We start from the raw sequence: 17154 nt of genomic DNA on the forward strand, positions 1-17154 counted from the left end.
TGGTACTGCACTCGACAGGGTGTGGGAGAGTAGGACACCGCCGGAACATCATTGCGAAAGGCCCTCCAACTTCGGTTGGAGGGCCTTTTTGCGTTCTACGCAGCTGCTAATGCGGTACGCCGTCGGCCTGGCAGTATTCTGCCGGATCGGTTTCCGTGAAGGTCATGATGATTCGCAAGACTGCTGTGCAGCAAGAGGATCGGGGGCCACGGCCGGAGTGCGATACGATCTCAACCGTCAGGTTGCGGCCCGACGGGCTTCCGCTAGGCGGATAGGCCCCCGCTGCAGGAGGGTTTCGTGCTGCCAGGGGGATTCCGACGTGGTGGAGAGGGCTCTGCGGACGACCGCGGCCGAGGTGATGGAGTGGTCTCTGGAGGCCGTACTTGCTGAGATGATTGTGGAGCGTCAGCGACGAAAGCCTGGGCAGCGGAATTCCCAGACGCGGTCCTGGGAGGCGAGCCTTCCGGAGATTGCCAAGGATCTCCTGGAAGCCGGCTTGGGCGACGTCGAGATGCTGATCGAATTCCGCCTGCCGGAGACGAGGTCGCGGGCGGATGTGATTCTGGCCGGGATCAATCCACACACCGGCGCCGACAGCTACGTGGTTGTGGAACTCAAGCAGTGGAGCAAGGCCGAGCTGGCCTACAACTGCGATCGCATCGTGCGGGCGAGTGGCGTACGGGACGAGGAACTTCATCCGATCGACCAGGTTCGCGGGTACTGCAGGTACCTCGCGCAGTACATCGAGGTACTCCACGATCGTCCGCAGTCGGTACACGGCGCCGCCTATCTGCACAACGCCACCGAGAACTCGATCAGCACCTTGCGGGCCAGACAGCCTGACCAGTTCGGTCGCTTGTTCACCGGTGAGCGGCGTGCCGAGTTCCAGGCGTTCCTGGCGAGCCGCCTTGCCCCGGGGGCAAGCGCGTCGTCTGCTGAGCGGTTGTTGGACAGCACGATTCTGCCTCGGCCTGATCTGATCACGTTCACCGCGTCGGAACTACGTGAGGCCACCGAGTACTCGCTGATAGACAATCAGGAGCTCGCCTACCAGCGGGTGCTTGAACAGGTGCGGTTGTCACACGAGCGGGATCAGAAGAGTGTCGTGATCGTGACCGGCGGCCCGGGCAGCGGGAAGAGCTTGATCGCGGTCACCTTGCTCGCGCAACTGCACCGAGACGGATACAAGGTCAGGCACGCCACTGGTTCAAACGCCTTTACGGAGACTCTTCGGAAGTACCCTGCGAAGGGATCGACCGAGCTGAAGGGCCTGTTCCAGTACTACCGGACTTTCGCGAACTACCGGCAGAACCAACTCGATGTCTTGATCTGCGACGAGGCGCATCGTATTCGCGCGGTGTCGACGAACCGCTTCACGCCCAAAGCGGAGAGGGAGAGGCGAATCGACCGTCCGCAGATCGACGAGCTCATCGCAGCCGCCAAGGTTCCGGTGTTCCTGCTGGACGAGCATCAGGTTGTACGTCCTGGCGAGGTGGGTACGCAGAACGAGATCCAGTCACATGCCACGCGTGCGGGTTACCCGGTGCACACAATCGAGTTGGACGGGTTGTTCCGGTGCGGTGGAAGCGACGAGTACGACGAGTGGGTGCGCCGCCTACTGGGACTGCGAGTCGGGGGGCCAACTCTCTGGACCGATGACCGGAGGTTCGAGGTTCGGGTGGCCAGGTCGCCACAAGAGATGCAGGACTTCTTGCGGACGAAGCAAGACGCAGGTGAGTCCGCTCGTATCACCGCCGGATACTGCTGGCCGTGGAGCGTGCCGAACGAGGACGGCAGTCTGGTCGACGACGTTCGCATCGGGTCGTGGTCGATGCCGTGGAATTCCAAGGCCACCAGGACACTTGATGGAGTTCCGTCCAGTTCGTTCTGGGCTACCGATCCAGCTGGTTTCGAGCAGGTGGGGTGCATCTACACTGCACAAGGTTTCGAGTATGACTGGGCGGGCGTCATTATCGGCCCCGATCTGGTAGCTCGCCACGGACGGCTTGTCAGCGCGCGCAACGCGAACAGGGACAAGCCCATGAAGTCGAAGACGCTGTTCGACGAAGACTTCGATCGGTTGATTCGCAACGTCTACAAGGTGTTGCTCACCCGCGGTATGCGGGGTGTCGTCATCTACTCCACCGACCCGGAGACCCAACGGTTGCTCACTGATCTGGTGCCCTTGACGAATATGTCGCAGGTGCAGTGAGGTCCGTTCGGTCAGCGCGCAGCTTGCACCCACAACGCGGACTTGCCGGGCGGAAACTACTGCAGCGGATCAAGTTTCGGTCTTTGTCGTGAGCGGTGCGATGACATTGTGGTGATTCAGGAGATCGAGATCCCCTGAATTCGAGGCACCGGCGTGTTGTGTGTGTCGGAGGGCGCAGCCATGCCGGCGTTGTCCGTGCGGGGCCGAGTGCCGGATCGGCCGCCCCAAGATCCCACCGGCTGTCGACCATACGACAGCGTCGGACTCGAGCCACGTCTGTACCTGACCGGCCTGCAGCTGCTACAGCTAGGCAGGCCTGGGTGGAATCGGTGCGGCTGATCGGCCCAGCCGAATCCTTCGGATAGCGAGCCGAGCACTCAGTTGGTATTGGGCGTCAGGCGCGTCTGACCAGCAACGCCACCGTGGCACTCGAGCGGGTCGTGGGCTGGCGCACTCGCAGGGAGATGGTCGGTAACGCGAACTGGTTGCTGCGGAGCGCAGGGACTCGACAACTGAGCCGAACAGGGCATGTCCGCGCGCAGCGACCTCATGCAAAAGAACTTCACACATCGCTATGACGTGTAAAAAAAACCGGGGAAACTTTACATGTCTTGCCTGTTGTGGCAGGTTGGGTCGATGACCAGCTGGCGTCCGGATGTCCCGTTCAACGACCTTCCGGCGGTTCCGAAGCCCGAGATTCTCGAGACTCGACTCGTGCTGAAAGCGGCGATCGCGGCAAACAGGGCGCTGGCGCAGCTCGACCAGGCGGCCATGGCCATGCCCAACCCGACGGTGCTGATCAACACGATCCCACTGCTGGAGGCGCAGGCCAGCTCGGCGATCGAGAACATCGTCACCACCACTGATGCGCTTTTCCGGCACGTCGATGACGATGCCAATGCCGATGCAGCGACGAGAGAGACCCTTCGGTACCGGCACGCGCTGCGGATCGGCTACGAGCACACGATGGCCCGTGGGCTCACTGCTTCGACCGCGGTAGAGGTGTGCGGGATCATCAAGAACCGGCAGATGAGGCTCCGTGATCTGCCGGGTACCCGCATCGGAAATCCAGCGACCAACGAGGTCATCTACAGCCCGCCGGAAGGTCAGGAGGTCATCGCGGCGAAGATGGCCGACTGGGAGCGGTTCGTGCACTCCGAAGACGGTGTGGATCCGCTGATCGTCATGGCTGCCGCGCACTACCAGTTCGAGGCCATCCACCCGTTCTCCGACGGCAACGGGCGGACCGGACGCATCTTGAACGTGCTGATGCTGGTGGAAGCCGGGCTGCTACGGCTCCCGGTGCTGTACCTCTCGCGCTACATCATCGACACCAAGCGTCAGTACTACCGGCGGTTGCGTGCAGTCACCGCCGAGAGGGACTGGGAGTCCTGGTTGCTCTACATTCTTGCCGGCGTCACGCAGACATCGGAGACCACCGTGGCGAAGATCAACAACATCCGGCAGCTCCAGGAAACCTTCGCGCAGCAGGCCAGAACAGTGTGCAAGGGTGGATCCGATTCGGAGTTCCAGGCGGTGCTGTTCGAACAGCCGTACTGCCGCATCGCCACAGTGATGGAACGTTGTGGTGTTTCGCGGCCGACCGCAACCGGCTGGTTGAACGGGCTGGCCGAAGCCGGGATGATTCGAGACGTGAAGATTGGTCGAGACCGCGTGTTCATCAATGCAGAGTTCCTGGATCTACTGACGGCTCCCTGACGCTCGCTCGTGGGGCGATGGCTTCACCGTGCGAAGGGTGCTGACGTTCAATCGGTGAGCACACCCACCCAGAGGTAGTCGCGGGCTCGGCTGGAGGCTACGAGGTGCTGGCGGGCTTGCAGTTCGGCTTGGTCGCGGGCGGCGGGGTGAGGTCGGCGAGGTTGGTGGGGGTGTTCAGCGGTGAGGCTTTGGACGTTGCAGGCGCCGGAAGTTGTCGCGATATTGCGTCACGCTGACGTCTATCGCGCCGACTGGGATCTGGTGGTCAGCAACTGGCGTGGTGCGTACGCCGACATGGTGGCGGAGATGGGCCGGCGGGGAATCGACTGTGGTGGGGCGCCGCCGGTGTGGTGCTGGCCCGGGCGGGCGTGGCGGCGCGGGGCTGTTCGGTCATCGGCGAGCATGTTGCTCGGTGACCATGAATGGGCACACGGTCGATGGTTGTTGAAGCTTGATGTGCCTGCGGAGGTGTCGCTGGCGACTTCGTACGCGGTGTGGAACGAGTATCTCGGCTACGCGGCTGGGTTTCAGGACCAACCGGAACAGATGGATTGGTCCGGGCGGAAGACGTGGGAGTTCGACGAGATTCAGGTGTGTACTCCGGAATTGCGGCGGGAATGGGTGGTGCGTGCTCGGCCGTACCCGCCTGATGCGGACACCGTTGCTCGGATCGAGGCGGATCCGCTGCTGCGGGATCTGTACGTTCCGACCCGTAGTGGGCGGTGGAGCGGAACGATTCGGGATCGCCGGGGAAGTGCTCGGTTCGGTTAAGGTCAGACAACATCACGGTCTGCGTAGTTCATGTGTGGCGCCCGCCGAATTCCCCAGGTATGCAGCGTGTCTCGACTCATTGGCCGAACGAGTACCGAAGGTTCGCGTTGATCAAGGTGTTCAGCCGGTAGCGAAGGTGACCGATCGCGGAGTCGTCGAGGTTCGGAGTGCCGATGTAGAGGGTCCAGCGGAGGTCTGTGCCACCTCGGCCGTCCGTGGGGAGGTCGAAACGGATACGGGCGGTGGGGTGTTTCGGCCAGAGTGAGCTCCAGATGACGAGGTCGGGATCGTTGCGCTCGAGGATGGTCGGGCGTTGCTCGTCGGGGAGCAGGATCAGCCAGGGGCGGGTCGGGTCGCGGTCCGGGTTTGTCAGCGCGGCGTAGACGGCGTGGGGTGGGGCGGGTTGGTTGCGCTTTCGGCTGCCTATGGGGTGCATGGCGCGGATGGTAGTGGGGAACCGCGGTCGGGCGTGGTGACCGCGGTTCGTTGGTGGGTCAGGTCGACAGGGCGTCGGCGATGTCGCTGTGTCCGCAGCGGGCTGCTTGGGGTGCGAGGAGAGTGCGGAGTCGGGGAGGGAGGTCGGAGTTGATGGCCGCCACGGACTTCCACACTTCTGGGTCGGTGGTCGTGAACGAAGTGACCAGGGACTCGAGGTCGTCGAAGTCGGCGAGGAGGGTGAGTGAGCGGGTTCGGGCGGCGGGGGCCTGGCGGAGGACGATGCGGATCAGGGTGGTGGTGGCGCCGGCGGCGGGGGTCGCGGTGAGGGCGGCGTGGAAGTCGGGGGTGGAGAGGGTGGCGATGGTGGTGGCGAGGTGGTCGTGGGTGTGGGGCGGGAGGGCGTCGACGAGGGGGAGGGCCGCGGACCAGAGGTTGTGGGCGGCGGCCGTGGTGACGGCGGCCGACAAGGTGTCCGGGCGGTGCATGACGGGGAGGGCGGCGAAGCGGCGGCGGTCGGGTTCGTCGAAGGCCAGTGCTACGGGGATGAGGATGTCCCAGTGGTCGCCGGTGTGGGCCTGCTCGATGAGCGCGGTGAGTGCGTCGTCGGGCTCCGCGGAGATCCGGGCGGCGACGGTGTGGAGCTGGGCGGGCGACAGGTGTTGGGCGAGGGGGAGCAGGTCGAGCCAGAGATCGTGGGTGAGCGCGAGGTCGACGACGCCGGTGAGGACGGCTGGGTCCTGCATGAGTGGGCGTTCGACGAGACGTTGCAGGGCAGTGGATTCCATGCCAGCGGCTACCGGGAGGAGAGTGTCCCAGGCGTCGAGCTCGGTGACGGCGGTGAGTAGGGCGTCGAGGATTTCGGGGTCTTGATCGGCGACGACATTGCCCAGGTGGGAGCGTTCTGTGGGACCGAGGAGGTCCAGGAGGGCGATGGCTTCGGGCCATTGGTTTTCGGCGGCGGTGGCGCGGATCATGCCGGGGACGCGGTCGGTGACGATGGTGAGGAGGCGGTCGGCGGCGTCGGTGTTCTCGAGGTAGTAGCCGACGTGGAGGAGGTCGATGTCGGCGGCGTGGGGGAGGGCGGCGCGCAGGACCTGGTCGGGGACGGCGCCGGCCAGGCGGCCCATGGTGAGGTAGTCGCCGCGGGCGATGAGTTCGCGGGCGGTGGCGGCGGCCATGCGGTCGGGGACTTCGGCGATGAGGGCGGTGGCGCGGCGGGGGTCGAGGGTGACGGTGGCGTCGGCGAGGAAGGTGGGGGAGAGGGCGCCGGCGATGGCTACGGCGCGGGCGGGGTCTACCGAGCCGGCGATCGCGGCGGCCAGGACGGGGCCGAAGGCGGCTTCGGTGATCTTGGCGGCGATGGGGGCGGGGATGAGTTTGGCGGCGGCGCCGATGCGTTGCATGCGGCGGGATTCGCGGTTGGCGATGGTGGTGGTGATCTGGTCGCGGAACCGGCGCAAAGCCTCGGGTGGGAGGTCGGCCAGGAAGTCGAGGTCGGTGGAGTCGCGGCGGTCGAGGACGCGGGCGAGTTTGGCGATCTCGGCGGTGCTGTGGTGGGTGGTGGTCACAGGCCGAGCACCTTCTTCACCGCGGGGCGGGCGAGGCGGGGGATCAGGCGCATGCCGGAGTTGACGGCGTCGTCGAGGGCGGCGCGGCGAGTGTCGAACGCGGCGCGGACGTAGGTGTCGAGGAGGGTCAGTTGCTCGGGGGTGAGGTTCGCGAATTCCGGGGGTGGTGGGGCGCCGAGTGTCGCGGTGAGTTGAGCCAGGGCATCCGGCACGGACCTTCTCCTTCGCTGCGGTGTTCGGCAGAGCGTACTGCCGGTACGAATTGCGATACTGCCGGTCCGGAACGGGATTGTAAAGCGGGCTGGCTGGGTGGTGTCGCTGGTCATATCTGGCGATCGGGGTGCTTTCCGGAGCGAATCGAGGTGATGCTGCCAAGTCGTACTTGCGGTACGTGTACGGTGTAGTGGGTGACCAGACCGAGCCGCCGACCGCCGCCGGTGAGTCGGGATGTCATCGTTGATGCCGCGATCCGGGTGCTCGATCGGGACGGGCCGCGGGTCAGCATGGATTCTTTCGCCGCCGAGGCGGGGATCACCAAGCCGCGGTTGTATCGGCAGTTCGCTGACAAGAGTGATCTCTACACGGCCATCGGCAATCGGTTCGCCGATACCGCTTTCGCCGCGACCGGTACCGATCTGACGCTGCTGCTCCAGCCGCCGCGTGCGGCGATCGCGCGGGCGCTCGGGGATTATGCCGTCGGGATTCTCGACCATCCGAATGTGTTCCGGTTTCTGGCGCAGGCGCATGCCGGGACGAGTGGAGAAGGGTCGACCGGGCAGTACGACCTCAGCAGTGCGGTCGCGGCTCGGTTCACGAAAAGGGCGCGGGTGGTGGCGGATTCGATTCCGTTGGACGCCGAGGGGATCGAGTATCTGGCGCGGGCGATCGTCGGGGTGATGATCGCGCTCACTGATCTGTGGTTGGGTGAGGACGAACCGGATTCGGGTGAATTCGTCCGGCGGGTGGGGGAATTGGTGTGGGGGATGATCGATGCGTTTTTGCGGGGGCGTGGGGTGGAGGCGGCGCCTGATGTGCCGATATTCGTCACGTTGGCAGCATTGAACGCGGATTCGGAGTAGCGGCAGCTCACGGCAGTTCGAGCGGGGTGCTGCAGGCTACGGTCTCCGGTCCGATGGTCGGGACGTCGTACAAGGGCTCGCCGTCGACGTCGCGGGGATCTGGATCGGCTGTCGACGAGAAGCCCAGACAGAACGAAATCGGATGGTGAGGGGTGAGTGGTGGCAGGTATTCCGCCGCCGGCGGTCCTTCTGGGTGGATCACGCGCAGGGGCAAGGGAACGTGGATGGTGTCGGTGAGGGTGGATCCGGGTTCGATCCGGGACGCCAATGGGGGTGGTAGTGGCATCGACCTCGGTACGACGCAGTTCGGCGATCGGTACCGGAATTGTCGTTGGCTGATCTCGACGACATCGTCGGAGCGGGGTACGACGAAATGCCTTTCGCGAGGTGCGGCTGCGCCGGTGTCCTGCTGGATTCGGTTGATCGCGTAGACGGGAGTGGTTCGGTTGTTGGTGGCGATGTAGCGGATGATCAGTTCCGTGGGGGTTGTCGCGAAGTCCACGGTCAGCCCCAGCTTTTCGTCCCATTGCGCCGCAGCGGGTTCGCACCACTGATCGCGGTTCTCGTCGGTCTGGGTGGCCGAAGGTTTGGGTGAGGTGCTCGGGATTGCCGGATATCGCGCGGCCGAGTCATCGGGTTCCTGGGCGCATCCAGCGAGGACGATGATCGACGATACGACGAGAACGCATCGTAGGTTCATGGGAGTTACCGGTCACTTCCCGGGTGCGTAGTGTTCTCGGCGGGGAATCCCCAGTTCGTCTCGCAGTGCGTTCTCTGTCAGCGCGGCGGGATGCTCGTTCTCGTCGGCGACCTGTTCCGGTGTGCTGGGGTCGTTGTCGTGGTCGATGGTCAGGCCCACGGCGACCCGTTCGCGTTCGAACATGCCCTCGCCGGTCGGTGAGTACTGGTTCGGGTACCGGCGGTCGACCGCGTCGGTGCCGGTATAGACATCGGTGGTCGGCCGCATCGTTCCGTGCGTTTCGTCGTAGGCGTGCGCGGCTTCGTGGTACAGGGTCGTGATCGGTGGGTGGTTGTCGTAGGGCGTTCCAGCATACAAGGGGCTGACCTCGGAGAACGATGTGCCGCGGGGGTTGTAGGTGATCGTCGACGAGGTGCCCGCACCCGGTTTTCCGTCGGCTCCGAGATCGGCAGCGGCAGGATCGGTCGCTCTGGCGGAGTCCGTGCCGGCCGCTCCTTCGATGATCGTGACGCTGTGCGGGGTCTCGCCCAGGCCCGCGAGCATTTGCTGCCCGGTCGGTGAGGAACGCATGAACTCCAGGTCGGCCCGTACTCGTTCCTGGAATTCCGGTGAACCGGTGACGGTGACATTGTCGGGAATATCGCTGAGCACCACGTTCACGACGTTGTTGGTGCCGTTCTGGCCGGCCGCCGAGACGGAATCCTCGCCGTCCTGCGCGTAGATGGTGTCGTTGCCGCCGTCGTTGCCGACCGAATCGGTGCCGGCGCCGGTGTAGACCTTGTCGTCTCCGCCGCCCGACTGCAATCGATCGTTGCCGAGCCCGCCGGACACGGTGTCGTTGCCGAATCCGCCGAAGACGGTGTCGTCACCGGCCGAGCCTTCGACGTAGTCGTTGCCGTCGCCACCGAAGACGGTGTCGTTGCCATCGCCGCCGTAGATGACGTCATCGCCCGTGCCGCCGCCGAGAATGTCATCGCCGGAGGCACCGTTGATGTAGTCCTTGCCGCCACCACCCTGGATCTTGTCGTTGCCCGCGCCGCCTTCGAGTTTCAACCCGACCTGCGTGCCGGCGTCGACGGAGATCGTGTCGTTGCCGCCTTCGGCGAAGATCGTGATGTTCTGGGCTTGCTGGCCTTCGAACTTGTACTCCTTGCCGTTCACCGTCACGGTGACGACGTGGGTTTGGGGGTCTTCGTGGACGTCGACATCGTCGTCGCCGTCGCCTGTCTTGATCACCACTGTCTTGCCGGTCGTGAGGACGACGGGTTGCCCGGCCGGATCGATGCCGCCGCCCAATTCCGTGGCAGCGGTTCGCAGTGCCGCGGCGGCGGTCTGGTCGTCGGTGGTCGCGTCGGCGACAATGGCTGCCACGGTCGCGACGATGTCCGATTGCACTGTTGTGCGGCGGGCGCGTTCGGACTCGGACAGGTCGGTGTCTCGTCCGTCGCGTTTCCAGCTGTCCGTCACCGAGCCGTCAGCGGCGATCTCGAATCCTTCTGTCGTCGCCCAAGTTTCGAGGTCGGTGGCTCGTGTTCGGAGTCGATCCATCGTGTCGGCACGGTTGATCGCGACCTGGGTGAGTGGCTCGACGATTCCGGCGATTCGACCTAGTTCGGTCTTGGACGTCAGCAGATTCTGTTGCGCGGCGTTCTTCGTCGCGCCGGTCCAACCGGTGAAGGCGGACGCACGATCGATGTACCCCTCGAAATCGCGGACTGATTGGGTGCGGCGGGACAAGGCACGGACCGCGTTCATCAGTGTGTCGGAATTCCAGGAGGTCACATCGGCCCAGGTCGCCATCAGATGCCCGCCTGCGCTGTGAGGGCTGCCGCTGTCGAGCCGTCGGCCGCGGCGAGTGACTCGATACTCGCCGTGACGGCCTCGGTGAAACCGGTCAGTGCGGTCAGCACCGCGGTTCCGACGGTATCGAACGCGGTGCCGAGGGTCGTCGCGGCGGTCGCCGATTCACCGCCCCATCCCTGCTCGGCGCCGAGCATCTCGGTGGACAGCGAGTTCCAGTCGTAGCGAACTGTCTCGATCTCGGTGCCGAGCCGCTGGATGGTCGAAACCAATTCCGCGACAGGCAGGTCCAGACTTTCGGTACCGCTCATGATTCCCCCTTGCTGGAAGGCTAGTGAGGGAGCGGGGTGGGGTCAACGGTTCGGAACGGGTGATCGGCAGTCCGTGCGGACTATGTCTCCCTCGCCAGGGCCGCGGCGACTTCGTCGAGGCCGCAGGCGCGAGCCTGGACGACCAGGAGTTTGCGCATGCGGTCCGGGAGTTCGCCGGTGATGGCGACGAGGGTTTCCCAGGCGGTGTGGTCGCCGCCGCCGAGGAGTTCGACGAGGGAGTCGAGTTCGGGGAGGCCGTCGAGGAGGGTGAGGACGCGGGCTCGGGGTTCGCCTTCGACGATCAGGGCCAGGGGGAGCATGGTGGGGGCTTCGGGGCTGGCCAGGATGATCAGGTCGCGGAGGGCGGGGTCGGGTTCGGCGAGGACGCGGGTTGCGATGCAGCGCTGTTGGGCGGGGTCGAGGTGGCGGACCAGGGGGAGGAGGTCGAGCCAGAGGCCCTGGGCTAGGGAGATGTCGGAGACTCGTTGCAGGGTGGCGGGGTCGTGCATGACGGGGCGTTGGGCCAGGCGTTGGAGGCCGGTGATGGCCATGCCCGCGGCGACGGGGAGGAGGGCGTCCCAGGCGTCGAGTTGGTTGACGGCGGTGAGGAGGCCGTCGAGGATCTCGTCGTCTTGTTCGGCGACGATGTCGGCCATGCGGGCGCGTTCCTCGGGGCCGATGATGTCGAGGAGGGAGATGGCGTCGGCCCATTTCTCCTCGGCGTACATGGCGGTGACCATGCCGGGGACGCGGTCGGTGACCATGTTCAGCAGGCGTTCGGCCTGGGAGCTGTCCTCGAGGTGGAGGCCGACCTGGAGGATGTCGCTGTCGGCGGCTTGCGGGAGGGCGGCGAACAGGATGGAGTCGGGCATGGCGCCGGCCAGGCGGCCCATGGTGAGGTAGTCGCCGCGGGCGATGAGCTCTTGCGCGACCTCGGCGGCCATCGCGTCGGGGACGCGGGCGATGACTTCGGCGGCGCGTTTCGGGTCGAGCAGGACCGTCGCGTCGGCGAGGAATTTCGGGGACAGGGATTCGGCGATGCCGACCGCGCGGGCGGGTTCGACGGCGCCGGCGACCGCGGCGGCCAGGGCCGGGCCGAGTGCTTTCTCGGCGACCAGTGCGGCGATCGGCTTCGGGACGAGTTTCACGGCGGCGGCGACGCGCTGCATGCGCAGGACGTCGCGGCCGGACATCTCGTCGCTGACCTGGTCCCGGTACGCCTTGATGGCCGAAGGGGGTTGCGTCTTCAGGTAATCCAGTTCGGCGGGGTCGACGCCGAGGACGCGGGCCAGCTTGGCGATCTCGGCGATCGTGTGTCGCACGCTGCTCATAGTCCTAGGACCTTTCGGACGGCGGGGCGGGCCAGGCGGGGAATGAGGTGCATGCCCGCTCCGAGGGCGTCGTCCATGGCGGCCTTGCGGGCGGCCAGTGCCGATTCGGTGAGGTCGTGGAGGTGGGTGAGGTCGGCGACGTCGAGGGTCGCGAAGTCCGCCGGGGGAGGGGCTCCGAGGGTCGCGGTCAGCTGGTCGAGGCGGTCCGGCACCGGGGGCTCCTTCGATAGTGTTGGGGCAGTGGCGATTACACGATAGCGGTGGGTGAGCGCTAGCGCTTCTTCGGTTGAGTGCGCGGTGGAGACGGACGATTTCCGGTTCGTCGCGGACCCGTGGTGCGGCCGGACCGCTAGCGGAAGCCGATGATGTCGAGGGTGGCGTCACCGATCGCCTCGTTGTTTTGGCAGACGACCAGGACGGCTGAGGAGATCGGTAGCAGTTTCGGCTGGGTCTGTTTGGGGCGGCAGGTGCTGTCGAACGGGATTGTGGTGGGGGCTCCCAGGTTTCGTCGATCCCATCGGGTCAGAGATGGCGTATCGCCGAAGTTCAGGTTGATGATCTCGTCGGCGAGAAGTTGCACGGAGCCGTCGTTCCACCTGGTGAACCCGGGAACCGGGATGCTTGCGGGATCGCTGGTGAATGTCAGGGTGGCGTCGGGCTCCTCCGTCGAGGCGACCAAGACGGCGGGGCCTGCGGGGTCCGCGGCGAAGGGCCAGCCCGCTGTGCGGACGGGCGCGCTCGCGAGATTTTCCGGAGTGTCGGTGAGGAGATACCTTCTGCCGTTGCCGTCCCAGCTGGCCATGAGGGTGTTCGACATCAGCTCGAGGTTCGGCTGGTCGTCGTCGGGAATGTTGCGGGTGCCGACGATATCGCCGGTGCCGGCGCTGAGGGCGATGATGCGCCCGGTCGAGCCGCATCGGAGCACGCGGTAGAGGGTGGTCGCGGTGGCTTCGGTGGGTGCTTCGGCGGATACGCAGTCGGGAGTCGACTTCGAGGTCGACCATCGGCGGGCCCCGGTGCGGGCGTCGTATCCCTTGATCTCCCGCTCGGTTTCGGCGATGAGGGTGTCTGCGGTGAGGGTGTCGAAGAGCCGGGCCGAGTTGTCCTTGCCATCGGAGGTGTAGTCGTTGGCTTCCTCGGAGGTCCACAGGATCTTGCCGGTGACGGCGTCGAAGGTGATGCGGCGGTCATCGAAGCCGGGGCCGTTCCAGCGGGTCGTCACCACGGAGCGGTCGGCCGTGACGGCGGCGGTTCCACGTTCGAGAGCGAACACGCGCTTGCCCGCTTGCGGACGGCGCAGGTAGTGCCAGCGCGGTTCGCCGGTCGCGCCGTCGTAGGCGCGCAAGCCGTCGACGCCCGCGATAATGAAGCCGGTGCCCGCGGCGAGGACCTGGCGGCCGGTCGCTTCGGCTCTGTTGTTGAGCGGCGGGAGTTCGAGTCGGTAGGCCTCCGCATTCACGCGGGCGGGGAGGGCGGACGGCGTGGTCGAATCGACTGTGCGATGGTCGATATTGGCGTCGTCGTCGCCGGCGTGAATCGCGAGGGTGCTGACCGTGGCGGCTATGACCAGACCGGCGGCGGTCGCCACTGTGACGGCACGTCGGCCGATCGTGCGGGACACGCCCATGTGAAACGTGAGTGGCAGGACGAGGATTGCGCCGGTGCCGACCAGGATCGTCGCCGCGGCCGCAGTGGGTAGCTGGGCGAAATAGGGCAGGGTGGCGCGGAGGGCGTCGTAGCTGCTCGGCAGGTGTTCGCGCCAGGACATTCCGGCGAGGATCACGATCATGAGCACGATGGCCGCGGTGGCGAACTGTTCCCAGTCGTGCTGGCGGGTCCACAGGTCGACGGTGCGGCGGCGGCCGGCGAGCCAGGCGGCGAGGCCGATGAGCAGGATCAGGCCGCCGAGTACGGCCGCGACCGTGGCGAATGTGGTCGGCTGGGCGAAGGAGTCCGGCACCGTGATCGTGGTGGTGCCGAACAGACTGACGAGTGCCAGGACCACACCGCCCACGAGCAGGCCCGTGCCGACGGCGGCGGCGACCGCTCGGAGGTGGGCGAGTCGGCCGAGGGGGCGTTCCAGCGTCGGTAGCGAGGTGGGCGGATCATCGAGTGTGGTGCGTGCTCGGTCGGCCGAAGTGCTTTCCCCCACGAAACTGTCCCCTCGTCTGTTCCCGGCCGCGGGCGGCGCGGCCGGGAACAGCGTATTCGGTCTGCGGTTCCGGCGCTGATCGCCGGATGGCCGCGTGCCGGATACGCTGGAGAGGGAACGAGGGGAGCGGCCATGTCCGAGCAGCACGAAGGTGATCCGCGAGCGCGCTGGCGGGAGCTGCCGCCGGAGCCTTCCGAGCTCATCGAGGAGACGACGGTCGAGACCAGGGCCGCCGATCTGGGGGTTCCCGCCGTCGATCTCACCGAGGAATTCGTGCGCAAGTACGGGCTATAACGCCGCTGGGTGCGCGACTACCACGAGACCTCGGTGCCGCGCGGTAGTCGGCGGCCGATCGTGGGGTCGGCATGCTCGAATCGGACTACCGCCAATGTGATTGGCGCAATGCCGATGCTGCGAGTGTGGGCGAGAGCTAGCTCCACGTGACGGTTCCAGGCGACTGGGGTCGCGTAAGGCGCCCGGGCCTATCCAAGGAGATCGCCGACACCGGCGATTCGCACAACGTTTGCTAAATGCCTAGTGCCGCAAACGAATCAAGCTTGCCATGCCGATTTCCGGCGGTAGAATTTCCCCAGCTCGGCGCGTTTGTTCGCAACCCGAGGTATCGGCTTTTCGCTTCTTTTCGGCATCCCTGTGGTCGTTCGAGAGGGCTCGGTCTTCGCGCGTGCTGTGGTCGATAGTCAAGGCAGTGCTGATTCTCGTCATCAGCGTGAGCGTCGCCAAGTTCATTGTCGTGCCCGCGGTGAAGTGGCTGATGGTCACTGTTTTCGAGGAGCTGGAGGGGGAGGAGGGGGCGCTGCGCACCGCGCGGCAACTGCTCGCCTATCCGGTCACCGGCCTGCTCGGCAGGCAGCGCAAAGCGCGACGGGGCGACGAGGATGCCGATCTCGAACTCTTTCTCATCGATGTCGCGGTCGGGACGGTGTTGAGCACGTGCGTGCAGGGATTCCTGCTCACGCTGTTCACCATCGGCGGGTTGGGTGTGCTGACCGTTATCGGTGTGGCTCTGCTCGAATGAAAGTACGGAGGAATTCTTGAGCGACTTTGTGCCTGACATTCCGTTCCGGGTCGTCGACCCGCGAAACGAGCTGGCGCGTAATGGAAACGATGTCAGTGAGCTGGTCATCAAAGCGGTGGTGATGGCACTGCAATACCCCGTCGTCACCGCGATCAAGGAGGTCGTGCTCTCGGTGCATCGCGCGAGCATCGAGATCCAGGTCGCGATGCAGGACGCGCGGGTGGCCAAGCGGGTGGCCCTGCAATCGGTGACGGCCAAGCGGTTCAACGACTGCCTGATGCAGTTGCACGCCGACAACGGGTGGCATCCCGAGGTGCGACAGATGCTGGAGGACAGCCTCGTCGAGGACCTCGCGAAAGAACTGCGCCGGATCCGGGTGACGTAGGCGCGAGGAGAGGAACCGCCATGAGCAATATCGAACGCAGGCCCGAGCGGCCGCGGCGGAAACCGTCCGCCGAGCTGAGTACCAACCCGGTCCGCGCCATCGCGGAGGCGGGCGCCGAGCTCGAGCGGAAGGTCGCGACGGCCAAGCAGGCGGTACGGACCGACATGCGGATCAAGGAACGCCTCGCCGAGGCGGAGATAGCGCAGGATCGAATCGACCGGGGGCGATAGCGGTGCCGGATCGTGAACTGCTCGAACTGATCCGGGTGCAGATCGAGGAACCCGCCTTCGCCCGGATCCGGTCGCTGATGGCATCGGGCCAGCTGACCATGCAGGACGCGGCGATGTTCCGGGCGTCGGCCGATCGCTACAAGGCGGCGATGCTCGCCGAGTACTCCGGGTACGACCCCCGGGTCCGCAACGAGCTGCTCAAATCGCTTATCACCGACTATGGGACGGAACTCGATCGGCTCATCGAGGCGGCGGTGCGTCATCGGTCGCCGCACCACCCAGGGCCCGGAATGATCGCCGGGGCTCCCGCCGCGCCTCGGGCGTCATCAGTACTGGCGCAGCGGTTCACGCGGCTGGTAGGGCGGATCGGGTGGAAGCGGAAGGCTCAGGGTGAGCGGTAAACCGAAGGGCGGGAAGCGGTTCGGGCCGTGGAAGGCGACTACGCGGTCGATGCCGGATCCGGTCGCGGTGAGGACTTGGATGGAGTGCGCCGCGCTGTTCATGTAGACGGCGAAGGCGGGTTGGCCGTTCGCGGCGGTGGGGATCATGCGGACGGTGCTCGCGCGGGACGGGCACTGGGTGGCGATCAAGTGGAGGATGCGGGCGCGGCCGCGGAACCAGTCGGGGATCGGGGGCATTTCCCAGACGGCCTCGGACTTCAGCAGGGTGGCGAGGGTGGCCATGTCGGCGGAGGCGAAGGCGGTGGCCCAGCGGTCGAGGATCGCGCGGACGGCGGGGTCGTCGGGTTCGGTGATGTGGTCGGCGTCGGTGGTGTGGGTGGCGAGGGTGGCGTGGGCGCGTTGCAAGGTGCTGTTGATCGCGGTCGGGGTGGTGTCGAGGAGGTCGGCTACCTCGGTCGCCTTCCAGTGCAGGACATCGCGCAGGATCAGGACGGCGCGCTGGCGGGGTGGCAGGGTCTGCCAGATCGCGATCAGGGCCAGGCGGGTGGTGTGGCGGGTGGCGACGATCGCGGCGGGGTCGGTGGACTCGGGTTCGATGAGGATGTCCGGGACGGGTTGTAGCCAGGGGACGGTGTCGGCGTCGCCGCGCAGCTGGTCGGGGTGGTCGGCGGGGCCGGTGAGGCCGGAGGGGAGGACGCGGCGGCTGCTGTGTTCGAGGGCGTTGAGGCAGGCGTTGGTGGCGATGCGGTAGAGCCAGGTGCGCAGGGACGCGCGGCCCTCGAAGTCGGCGTAGCCGCGCCAGGCGCGCAGCAGGGTCTCCTGGACCAGGTCCTCGGCGTCGTCGAGGGAGCCGAGCATGCGGTAGCAGTGGGCCAGGAGTTCGCGGCGGTACGGCAGGGTGCGGGTCGCGAACTCGTCGGTCTGGGTCATTCGCCGTCCTTCCGGGCACAGGGGTCCCCTGCTAGTACTGACCGCGTGCCCGGCGAGAAGTCATCGGTGTGCGCGCGATGAGTTTGTTCCG

General features: G+C 66.1%; 19 protein-coding genes. 9 read left to right on the forward strand and 10 right to left on the reverse strand.

What is annotated here, in order from left to right:
• The first annotated feature begins 319 nt into the window (after nucleotides 1–319).
• The 3 genes from ACFVW6_RS30900 (at nucleotide 320) to ACFVW6_RS30910 (ending at nucleotide 4702) form a co-directional block, all read left to right on the forward strand.
• Entirely contained in the window at nucleotides 320–2212 is a 1893-nt protein-coding gene (locus ACFVW6_RS30900; protein ID WP_378833495.1) for a DNA/RNA helicase domain-containing protein, read from the forward strand.
• Nucleotides 2213–2848: 636 nt separating this feature from the next.
• Nucleotides 2849–3931: a Fic family protein gene (locus tag ACFVW6_RS30905; protein ID WP_378833492.1), complete on the forward strand. Its 1083-nt coding sequence runs from the start codon at nucleotides 2849–2851 to the stop codon at nucleotides 3929–3931.
• A 180-nt stretch (nucleotides 3932–4111) separates the two neighbouring features.
• Entirely contained in the window at nucleotides 4112–4702 is a 591-nt protein-coding gene (locus ACFVW6_RS30910; protein ID WP_387793458.1) for a hypothetical protein, read from the forward strand.
• 76 nt (nucleotides 4703–4778) lie between these two features.
• On the opposite strand, the gene ACFVW6_RS30915 is transcribed toward ACFVW6_RS30910, so the two are convergent.
• The 3 genes from ACFVW6_RS30915 to ACFVW6_RS30925 are packed head-to-tail and all read right to left on the reverse strand — an operon-like array spanning nucleotide 4779 to nucleotide 6920.
• On the reverse strand, nucleotides 4779–5138 hold the full coding sequence (locus tag ACFVW6_RS30915; protein ID WP_378833488.1) for a hypothetical protein: 360 nt from the start codon (nucleotides 5136–5138) through the stop codon (nucleotides 4779–4781).
• A 58-nt stretch (nucleotides 5139–5196) separates the two neighbouring features.
• A complete protein-coding gene (locus tag ACFVW6_RS30920) occupies nucleotides 5197–6708 on the reverse strand; it encodes a hypothetical protein (protein ID WP_378833486.1) in 1512 nt (503 codons plus the stop codon).
• Nucleotides 6705–6920 carry a hypothetical protein gene (locus tag ACFVW6_RS30925; RefSeq protein WP_378833485.1) on the reverse strand — a complete coding sequence of 72 codons (216 nt, stop codon included), beginning with the start codon at nucleotides 6918–6920 and terminating at the stop codon, nucleotides 6705–6707. The genes ACFVW6_RS30920 and ACFVW6_RS30925 overlap by 4 nt, the downstream gene beginning before the upstream one ends.
• A gap of 195 nt (nucleotides 6921–7115) precedes the next feature.
• On the opposite strand from ACFVW6_RS30925, the gene ACFVW6_RS30930 reads away from it, so the two are divergent.
• Nucleotides 7116–7787, forward strand: coding sequence for a TetR/AcrR family transcriptional regulator (locus tag ACFVW6_RS30930; protein WP_378833484.1), 672 nt, complete (start codon nucleotides 7116–7118; stop codon nucleotides 7785–7787).
• A gap of 7 nt (nucleotides 7788–7794) precedes the next feature.
• On the opposite strand, the gene ACFVW6_RS30935 is transcribed toward ACFVW6_RS30930, so the two are convergent.
• From ACFVW6_RS30935 to ACFVW6_RS30960, 6 genes are all read right to left on the reverse strand, one after another.
• Nucleotides 7795–8487 carry a hypothetical protein gene (locus ACFVW6_RS30935; RefSeq protein ID WP_378833483.1) on the reverse strand — a complete coding sequence of 231 codons (693 nt, stop codon included), beginning with the start codon at nucleotides 8485–8487 and terminating at the stop codon, nucleotides 7795–7797.
• A gap of 12 nt (nucleotides 8488–8499) precedes the next feature.
• Nucleotides 8500–9858, reverse strand: a complete 1359-nt coding sequence (locus ACFVW6_RS30940) for a M91 family zinc metallopeptidase (protein WP_378833480.1) — start codon at nucleotides 9856–9858, stop codon at nucleotides 8500–8502.
• 428 nt (nucleotides 9859–10286) lie between these two features.
• On the reverse strand, nucleotides 10287–10598 hold the full coding sequence (locus ACFVW6_RS30945) for a hypothetical protein (RefSeq protein ID WP_378833478.1): 312 nt from the start codon (nucleotides 10596–10598) through the stop codon (nucleotides 10287–10289).
• 80 nt (nucleotides 10599–10678) lie between these two features.
• Entirely contained in the window at nucleotides 10679–11929 is a 1251-nt protein-coding gene (locus ACFVW6_RS30950) for a hypothetical protein (RefSeq protein WP_378833476.1), read from the reverse strand.
• Nucleotides 11926–12141 carry a hypothetical protein gene (locus ACFVW6_RS30955; RefSeq protein WP_378833473.1) on the reverse strand — a complete coding sequence of 72 codons (216 nt, stop codon included), beginning with the start codon at nucleotides 12139–12141 and terminating at the stop codon, nucleotides 11926–11928. The genes ACFVW6_RS30950 and ACFVW6_RS30955 overlap by 4 nt, the downstream gene beginning before the upstream one ends.
• A gap of 137 nt (nucleotides 12142–12278) precedes the next feature.
• Nucleotides 12279–14081, reverse strand: a complete 1803-nt coding sequence (locus ACFVW6_RS30960; RefSeq protein ID WP_378833471.1) for a PQQ-binding-like beta-propeller repeat protein — start codon at nucleotides 14079–14081, stop codon at nucleotides 12279–12281.
• Between the two features lie 132 nt (nucleotides 14082–14213).
• Here ACFVW6_RS30960 and ACFVW6_RS30965 point away from each other — a divergent pair, with 132 nt between their 5' ends.
• From ACFVW6_RS30965 to ACFVW6_RS30985, 5 genes are all read left to right on the forward strand, one after another.
• Nucleotides 14214–14375 carry a hypothetical protein gene (locus ACFVW6_RS30965; RefSeq protein WP_378833469.1) on the forward strand — a complete coding sequence of 54 codons (162 nt, stop codon included), beginning with the start codon at nucleotides 14214–14216 and terminating at the stop codon, nucleotides 14373–14375.
• Nucleotides 14376–14787: 412 nt separating this feature from the next.
• Nucleotides 14788–15117, forward strand: coding sequence for a hypothetical protein (locus tag ACFVW6_RS30970; RefSeq protein WP_378833466.1), 330 nt, complete (start codon nucleotides 14788–14790; stop codon nucleotides 15115–15117).
• A gap of 16 nt (nucleotides 15118–15133) precedes the next feature.
• Entirely contained in the window at nucleotides 15134–15502 is a 369-nt protein-coding gene (locus ACFVW6_RS30975; protein ID WP_355279868.1) for a hypothetical protein, read from the forward strand.
• A 20-nt stretch (nucleotides 15503–15522) separates the two neighbouring features.
• Nucleotides 15523–15732 carry a hypothetical protein gene (locus tag ACFVW6_RS30980; protein WP_355279870.1) on the forward strand — a complete coding sequence of 70 codons (210 nt, stop codon included), beginning with the start codon at nucleotides 15523–15525 and terminating at the stop codon, nucleotides 15730–15732.
• Between the two features lie 35 nt (nucleotides 15733–15767).
• Entirely contained in the window at nucleotides 15768–16133 is a 366-nt protein-coding gene (locus ACFVW6_RS30985; RefSeq protein ID WP_378833463.1) for a hypothetical protein, read from the forward strand.
• Here ACFVW6_RS30985 and ACFVW6_RS30990 read toward each other — a convergent pair.
• Nucleotides 16059–17063 (reverse strand): sigma-70 family RNA polymerase sigma factor, encoded by a 1005-nt coding sequence (locus ACFVW6_RS30990; protein ID WP_378833461.1) that lies wholly within the window; start codon nucleotides 17061–17063, stop codon nucleotides 16059–16061. The genes ACFVW6_RS30985 and ACFVW6_RS30990 overlap by 75 nt on opposite strands.
• Nucleotides 17064–17154: the final 91 nt, after the last annotated feature.

This window comes from Nocardia sp. NPDC058244, assembly GCF_042882065.1.
Taxonomy (GTDB): domain Bacteria; phylum Actinomycetota; class Actinomycetes; order Mycobacteriales; family Mycobacteriaceae; genus Nocardia.

Bases quoted from the DNA above. Each gene is read 5' to 3' on its own strand.
- ACFVW6_RS30905 (WP_378833492.1), top strand. From the start codon at position 2,849: ATGACCAGCTGGCGTCCGGATGTCCCGTTCAACGACCTTCCGGCGGTT.
- ACFVW6_RS30915 (WP_378833488.1), bottom strand. From the start codon at position 5,138: ATGCACCCCATAGGCAGCCGAAAGCGCAACCAACCCGCCCCACCCCAC.
- ACFVW6_RS30935 (WP_378833483.1), bottom strand. From the start codon at position 8,487: ATGAACCTACGATGCGTTCTCGTCGTATCGTCGATCATCGTCCTCGCT.
- ACFVW6_RS30945 (WP_378833478.1), bottom strand. From the start codon at position 10,598: ATGAGCGGTACCGAAAGTCTGGACCTGCCTGTCGCGGAATTGGTTTCG.
- ACFVW6_RS30950 (WP_378833476.1), bottom strand. From the start codon at position 11,929: ATGAGCAGCGTGCGACACACGATCGCCGAGATCGCCAAGCTGGCCCGC.
- ACFVW6_RS30965 (WP_378833469.1), top strand. From the start codon at position 14,214: ATGTCCGAGCAGCACGAAGGTGATCCGCGAGCGCGCTGGCGGGAGCTG.
- ACFVW6_RS30980 (WP_355279870.1), top strand. From the start codon at position 15,523: ATGAGCAATATCGAACGCAGGCCCGAGCGGCCGCGGCGGAAACCGTCC.
- ACFVW6_RS30990 (WP_378833461.1), bottom strand. From the start codon at position 17,063: ATGACCCAGACCGACGAGTTCGCGACCCGCACCCTGCCGTACCGCCGC.